Genomic DNA, 5278 nt, shown 5'->3' with positions numbered 1-5278 from the left:
ACGGTGACGGCGTCCTTGCTGAAGCACGCGAACGGACGCAGGGCCGGCGCGTCATCCAGGCGGAGCAAGTGGTGTGCCTCGTCGACCACGGCCGTCGCGCCGCTCCGGGCCAGCGCCCTCGCGTACGTCGCCCGCTCCGCCTCGCTCATCACCAGTCCGGTCGGGTTGTGGAAGTCGGGCATCACGTGCACGAGTCGCGGACCGGCCTTGCCCAGCACGTGAGCCACGGCGTCGAGGTCCCAGCCGGACGGATCGAGGGGGATCGACGCGAGTCGGCCGCCGCCGGTCCGCAACGCCTGCACGGCGTTCGGATAGGTGGGTGACTCGACCAGCACCCGGTCCCGGGGGCCGACCAGCGCGCTGCCGATCACCGCGGTCGCGGCCAGCGCGCCCGGTGTGACGATGATCTGTTCCGGTGCGGTCGGCAGTCCGCGGGCGTCGTACGACGCCGCGATGGCGGCCTGCAGGGCGGGCATGCCGGCGGGGTAGTAGCCGTGGCCACCGAGGTGCGCGGGCAGCTCGGCCGCGGCATCGGCGTAGGCGGCAGCGATCCCCGGCGGCGCCGTGGCGGCTGCGCACACGAGGTCGATCACGCCCGCGCTGACGTCGGTCGGCCACAGGGCGCGGTCGAGGGCACGGGTCGGACCGCCCGGCAGGCGGGTGAAGGTCCCGCTGCCCTGCTGGGCCTGTGCGTAGGAGGTGTCCCGCAGGACGGCGTAGGCGCGGGTGACGGTGGTGCGGGAGACGCCGAGCGCCTCGGTCAGGTCGCGCTCGCTGGGCAGGCGCGTGCCGTAGGCGATCCGGCCGTCACCGATCAGCTCGCGCAGGGCATCGGCCAGGCCGACGTACGCGGGGGAGCGGTCGAAGGCGCCGACCAGCAGTGCGAGCCGGGACGCGGAGAGGGAAGTGGACTGCTCCATGCAGGCCACTGTATCCGGATTGGCTATTTGGCAACAGTCCAATCCGGTGGACAGTGGATGCATGTCCACGGCCGTCGAACCCTCCACCCCCACCCTGGTCCTGTCCGACCTCGGCCCCCTCGCGCAGCTCCGCGCCGGTCGTCTCGTACGACGCCTCGCGCAGCTGTTCCTCGGACTGGCGCTCTACGGGGTGAGCCTGGCCATGATGGTGCTGGGTGACATCGGCCTGGCGCCGTGGGACGTGCTCCACTCGGGCTTCATCCGCCACGTGCCGATCACCCTCGGCCAGGCGGTCGTGCTGTTCAGCTTCGTCGTGCTGGTGTTCTGGATCCCGCTCCGGGAGAAGCCCGGTGTCGGCACCATCGCGAACGCGCTCGTCGTGGGCATGTCCGCCGACGCGACGCTCGCCGTCCTCGACGCGCCCGACAACCTGGCGGCCCGGATCGGCCTGATGGTCGGCGGCGTCCTGCTGTGCGGCCTGGCCACGGCGCTCTACATCGGCGCCCAGCTGGGTCGCGGTCCGCGCGACGGGCTGATGACCGGCCTGCACCGCCGTACCGGCCTCTCCATCCGGCTGGTCCGCACCGTGCTCGAGGTCGGCGTGGTCGTGATCGGCCTGCTGCTCGGGGGCACCCTGGGCCTCGGGACCGTGGTCTTCGCGCTGACGATCGGCCCGATCGCCCAGTGGCTGATGCCGCTGTTCCTCATCGACCTGCGAGCCGACCTGCGAGCCGGCCTGCCAGCCGGCCTGCCGGCCGGCCTGCCCGGGGATGCCCCCGAGACTGCCCCTGAAATCGTCGGCTGACCCTGCATGAAGCGGGGGGTGGCTGGATAGGCTCCCCCTCATGACCACCGACGGTTCCCAGGCCTCCTCGTCAGCAAGTGCCCCCGAGCCCAGTCCGCTCGCTCCTCCGGAGCCCGTCCTGACGCTGACCGCGCCCGAGGCGGCCGCGCCCGTCGTCGAGACGGCCGCGCCGAAGATGGCCCCGCAGGTCGCGGCCGAGATGGTGCCCGAGCTCGATGCCAAGGTCGACAACTTCCTGACCGCGCTGACCAGCACCAAGGCCGGCAGTCCCGAGTTCGCCGCGCAGGCCGAGAACGTCCGCACCATGGGCGATGCGGACATCCGCAAGGCTGCCGAGACGTCCAACCGGATGCTCGACAAGCCGGTGACCGCGCTCAAGGAGGGCGGCATCTCGCAGGGCTCCAAGGTGGGCAAGACGCTGCTCGAGCTGCGCCGCACGGTCGAGGACCTCGACCCCGGCCAGGCGACGGGAGTCAAGAAGTTCTGGGACAAGCTGCCCTTCAACGACAAGATCGAGGACTACTTCCGCAAGTACCAGTCCTCGCAGAGCCAGCTCAACGGCATCCTGCACTCGCTGCGCAGCGGGCAGGACGAGCTGACCCGGGACAACGTCGCGCTCAACCTCGAGAAGACGAACCTGTGGTCGGTCATGGGTCGGCTCAACCAGTACATCTACGTCGCCGAGAAGCTCGACACGAAGTTGTCGGCCCGGATCGCCGAGCTCGAGCTCAGCGACCCGGACACGGCCAAGACGCTGTCGCAGGACGTGCTCTTCTACGTCCGCCAGAAGCACCAGGACCTGCTGACCCAGCTGGCCGTGTCGATCCAGGCCTACCTGGCGATCGACATCATCATCAAGAACAACATCGAGCTCATCAAGGGCGTCGACCGGGCCTCGACCACGACGATGTCGGCGCTGCGGACCGCCGTCATCGTTGCCCAGGCGCTGGGCAACCAGAAGCTCGTGCTCGACCAGATCACCGCGCTCAACACGACGACGTCGAACATGATCCAGCGCACCTCGGAGATGCTCAAGGAGAACTCCGCGGCGATCCAGGAGCAGGCGGCGTCCTCGACGATCGGCATGGAGCAGCTGCAGGCGGCGTTCGCCAACATCTACGCCACCATGGACTCGATCGACGAGTTCAAGCTCAAGGCCCTCGACAACATGTCGACGACGATCGGTGTCCTCGAGACCGAGGTGCAGAAGTCCAAGGCCTACATCGAGCGGGTGCAGCAGCACGACTCCCGCAACGCCGCCGGCACGCTCAACATCTCCTGATTCGGGCGACGAGCAGGCAGGACGAGCGTCGCGTGGGGATGAAGTCGTGGTGGCAACGGGCCCGGGGTTCCGGGAAGTTGGTGGAGTCGGGGTACGTCGTCCCGCCGGCCCCGACCGAGCAGGACATCCTTGCTGCCCTGAACCAGGTCAACGCCATGCTCCGCGAGGGCAACGCGCCGCCGGTGGTGATCTCGCGGGTGGTCCGGATCGCGCAGACGATCCACCAGACGCTGCCGCGGCTGCGGCAGCTCGGGCTCGGCAGCATGGAGAGCTACTCGGTCGTCGCGACGGCGACCGACTACCTCCCCGAGGCGGTCGGCGGCTACCTCCGGTTGCCGCGTGACTGGGCCGACACCCGGCCGATCGACGGCCACAAGACCGCGCTGCTGATCCTGATCGAGCAGCTCGAGCTGCTCGGATCGACGATGGACAAGATCTTCGATGCGGCGAACCGCGCGGACGCCCAGGCGCTGGTCGCCCACGGGCAGTTCCTCGCCGCGAAGTTCGGCCATGCATCCGACGGTGGCCCCGACCTCACCCTGGGAGCACCGTGAAGAACGCCGGTACGACGACCCTGGCCGCCGCACTCGAGGCACTCGTTGCTGCGGCTCGCGCCGCGGGTGTCGACGAGACAGCTGCGCGCGCCGAGGGCGAGGCCGTTGCTGCGACGGTCTCCGAGCGCTCGCGTGGCGCGTTCGTGGTGTGGTCCGAGCAGACCGGACGCGCCGTGTCCGCCGAGGAGCACGCGCAGGCGGCCAAGCGCGGCAACCGGTTCCGCGCCGGCCCGACGCCGCTGATGGCGCAGCTGCTGCTGGCGAAGTCGACGCACTCGGCGGACTACGCCGGTGCGCTGGCCGACGTCGCGCTGGCCGGCAGCGCACTGGGGGAGCCCGGGCCGGACGCGATCGGTGCCGCCACGACCGTGACGACCGCGCAGCTCGGCGGTGGGTTCACCGCCCGCAATCTCGAAGGCCCCGCGTCGGGCAGGGGAGCGTTCGACCTGCCCGAGCGCCAGCCGGTTCCCGGCTTCGGTGACGACGTGCTCGAGCAGGTTCGTCGCGTCGGTGAGCAGGTACGACGCCAGCTGGGTGCGCTCGACGGCGCCGTCCCGGGCGACCCGTCGCTGGTTGAGGTGCGAGGTGCGCCAGCACCGAGCCTCGAAACCACCGAAGGCACACAGACCCAGGCCGCCGAGCCGGAGACCCCGGTGGTCGAGGAGCCCGAGCCGGAGGAGCCGACCAAGTCGGTCGAGGAGCTCCTTGCCGAGCTGGACGGCCTCACCGGCCTGAAGAACGTGAAGGGCGAGATCCACCGACAGGCCGCCGTACTCCGGGTGGAGGGGCTGCGGAAGAAGGCGGGTCTCGACACCCCGACCATCACCCGGCACCTCGTCTTCAACGGCAACCCCGGCACGGGCAAGACCACGGTCGCTCGCCTGGTGGCCGGCATCTACCGGGCGCTCGGGCTGCTCTCGAAGGGCCAGCTCGTCGAGTGCGACCGGTCGGAACTGGTCGCCGGCTACCTCGGACAGACCGCCCAGAAGACGGCCGAGCTGGTGAAGTCCGCCGAGGGTGGCGTGCTGTTCATCGACGAGGCGTACTCGCTCTCCGGGGACCAGTACGGCAAGGAAGCCATCGACACCCTGGTGAAGGAGATGGAGGACAAGCGCGACGACCTCGTCGTCATCGTCGCCGGGTACCCCCTCCCGATGGCCATCTTCATCTCGGAGAACCCGGGCCTCGAGAGCCGGTTCCGCACCACCATCGACTTCGCCGACTACACCGACGACGAGCTCGCCGAGATCTTCGCCGGGATGGCCAAGGGTGCCGACTACGACGTCGCCGAGCCCGTGCTCGCGCGGCTGCGCGAGATCCTGGCCGAGGCGCACCGTGGCCCGTCGTTCGGCAACGCGCGCTTCGTCCGCAACCTGCTGGAGGCGGCCATCGGCCACCACGCCTGGCGACTGCGGGAGGTCGCCGAGCCGACCCTCGAGCAGCTGCGCACGCTGGAGCCGGACGACCTGGTGGTCGACCCGAACGATCCTGCGGTGGTCGAGCCTGGCGAGACCCGGACCGAGGAGGGCGTCGTCGTACCGCCCGAGGATGCCGCGCCGGCCGAACCGGTCGACCCGTTCGGTGATGACGCCACGGCCGCCCGCCCGGCCCCTGAACCGACCCCGTTGGTCGAGCCTGTCGAGACCCAGGAGGAATCGTGAGCCAGACCGCCACCCCCCAGGCGGCACCGCCGCCCCCGGCCGCTGTCGCGAAGGCG

At 70.5% G+C, this 5278-nt stretch carries 5 protein-coding genes; 4 read left to right on the top strand and 1 reads right to left on the bottom strand.

The window, feature by feature from the left end; all coding sequences use genetic code 11:
- The coding region (locus tag ACOADB_RS23865) for a PLP-dependent aminotransferase family protein (protein WP_378604631.1) at positions 1-920 on the bottom strand (920 nt) is incomplete at its 3' end.
- A 61-nt stretch (positions 921-981) separates the two neighbouring features.
- On the opposite strand from ACOADB_RS23865, the gene ACOADB_RS23860 reads away from it, so the two are divergent.
- From ACOADB_RS23860 to ACOADB_RS23845, 4 genes are read left to right on the top strand one after another with little or no spacing between them, the layout of a single operon-like run.
- On the top strand, positions 982-1725 hold the full coding sequence (locus tag ACOADB_RS23860; RefSeq protein WP_378604628.1) for a YczE/YyaS/YitT family protein: 744 nt from the start codon (positions 982-984) through the stop codon (positions 1723-1725).
- A 40-nt stretch (positions 1726-1765) separates the two neighbouring features.
- The gene (locus ACOADB_RS23855; protein ID WP_378604625.1) at positions 1766-3007 is read left to right on the top strand and encodes a toxic anion resistance protein; all 1242 of its coding nucleotides are present in this window, start codon (positions 1766-1768) and stop codon (positions 3005-3007) included.
- Positions 3008-3045: 38 nt separating this feature from the next.
- Positions 3046-3561: a hypothetical protein gene (locus ACOADB_RS23850; protein ID WP_378604941.1), complete on the top strand. Its 516-nt coding sequence runs from the start codon at positions 3046-3048 to the stop codon at positions 3559-3561.
- Entirely contained in the window at positions 3558-5222 is a 1665-nt protein-coding gene (locus ACOADB_RS23845) for an AAA family ATPase (protein ID WP_378604622.1), read from the top strand. The genes ACOADB_RS23850 and ACOADB_RS23845 overlap by 4 nt, the downstream gene beginning before the upstream one ends.
- Positions 5223-5278: the final 56 nt, after the last annotated feature.

This window comes from Nocardioides sp. CPCC 206348 (assembly GCF_048654705.1).
Classification (GTDB): Bacteria; Actinomycetota; Actinomycetes; order Propionibacteriales; family Nocardioidaceae; genus Nocardioides.
Note: the sequence above shows the minus strand (reverse complement) of the source record. Positions and strands in the feature narration are given on the sequence as shown.